This window comes from Vibrio sp. 1557, assembly GCF_033340175.1.
GTDB lineage: Bacteria > Pseudomonadota > Gammaproteobacteria > Enterobacterales > Vibrionaceae > Vibrio > Vibrio alginolyticus.
Genome location: NZ_JAWOVZ010000143.1, coordinates 1 through 1,339 on the forward strand (window position 1 = coordinate 1; position 1,339 = coordinate 1,339).

Annotated in this window: 2 protein-coding genes and 2 pseudogenes; 1 reads left to right on the forward strand and 3 read right to left on the reverse strand. The window is 45.4% G+C overall.

The window, feature by feature from the left end; translation table 11 throughout:
- The 3 genes and pseudogenes from R7070_RS25335 to R7070_RS25345 form a co-directional block, all read right to left on the reverse strand.
- Window positions 1-331, reverse strand: a 331-nt coding sequence (locus R7070_RS25335; protein WP_318141407.1) for a carboxymuconolactone decarboxylase family protein, incomplete at its 3' end; no start/stop codon positions are given.
- 58 nt (window positions 332-389) lie between these two features.
- Entirely contained in the window at window positions 390-524 is a 135-nt protein-coding gene (locus tag R7070_RS25340; RefSeq protein WP_005477452.1) for a hypothetical protein, read from the reverse strand.
- Between the two features lie 35 nt (window positions 525-559).
- Window positions 560-715, reverse strand: a pseudogene (locus R7070_RS25345) (cupin domain-containing protein); the annotation flags it as partial.
- Between R7070_RS25345 and R7070_RS25350 the strand changes: the two are divergent.
- Window positions 708-1,339: pseudogene (locus R7070_RS25350) on the forward strand (AraC family transcriptional regulator N-terminal domain-containing protein); the annotation flags it as partial. The pseudogenes R7070_RS25345 and R7070_RS25350 sit on opposite strands and share 8 nt — an antisense overlap.

Here is a 1,339-nt window from a genome sequence, read left to right on the forward strand (position 1 = left end):
GCGTTGTTTGGTTCTGACTGCCTAGCTCTAAGCTGCTTTTATCTGCCGTCAACGGCGTCGATTCACGCCCTAATATGTCGGTAATACCACGATTTTTGCGCACTTCAACTACTTCCATAAAAGCAGCCAATCCATTCAAACTGCGGGGAAAACCTGCGTAAGCGTATAGTTGAGCAAGAACTTCTTTAATCTCATTGATCGTTAAGCCGCTTTCTAAACCATCATTCAGGCTAATCTTGAGTTTTTCTACGTCACCGCTTGCGGTGAAAGCCGCGATTGGAACGATGGCTCGTTCTTTATTACTCAATTTATCTGTTGCAAAAGCAGGCATAACGGCGGATATCGTTGTCATAGTCAGTACCCAAATTAATATGGACTTGATTGAAGTTTTAATTGCGATCATCGTCAGAACCTTCCGTTGGTTGACCACACGCCGAAGCGACTTGAGGAGCCATAAAAGCGACACCAATGAGCGCAATCTTTACGCTCATGTAAGTTTGATATTTACTTGGCTTGCCTGTCATTGTCAGATCTCCGACGTCCTTAAGTTAGCGTTCAATTAGCCAAGCTCTGCGTACTCTTCGTCCGTCACGGGTTCACACCACTCATTGCTTGCTCCTTCAGCGGGTATTTCTATTGCTACATGTGAAAACCAGCTGTCTTTAGCTGCGCCATGCCAATGCTTAGTGCCAGGCGCAATATGCACGACGCCGCCTACGAGCTATACCCACAATCCAAGTATTTGTCTTATCGCGCAAGGCAGGAAGCGAGTCTTATTGGGAGAGGAAAGCTTTATTTACGATGCCAACCACTTCCTGATTTCTTCTGTCGATCTCCCTATCATTGCCAACATTATCGAAGCCAGTGAGGAGCAACCTTATTTAGGGCTGATCATGGAGCTGGATTTGACCGAGATTTCCCAACTGATTGTCGATAGCGAACTTGCCTTTACTCAATCCAAAGAAGCGCAAAAAGGCATTGCTGTCGGTGAGTTGTCGGAATCTCTATTGGATGCGTTTGTACGTTTAGCAGAATTATTAGACGAAGGCCAAAACATCAAAATTTTAGCGCCCATCATTAAACGGGAGATTTTTTATCGCCTTTTGATGAGTGAACAGGGCACGCGTCTCCATCAAATCGTGACTGCGGGCAGCCATAGCCATCAAATAGCCAAAGCCATCGACTGGCTCAAAAACAACTTTGTCAAACCATTAAGTGTTGGAGATTTGGCTTCGTACACAGGTATGAGTAAATCGTCGTTTTACACGCACTTTCGCTCCATGACGTCCATGACACCATTACAGTTTCAGAAGAAGTTACGCTTAAGTGAAGCACGCCG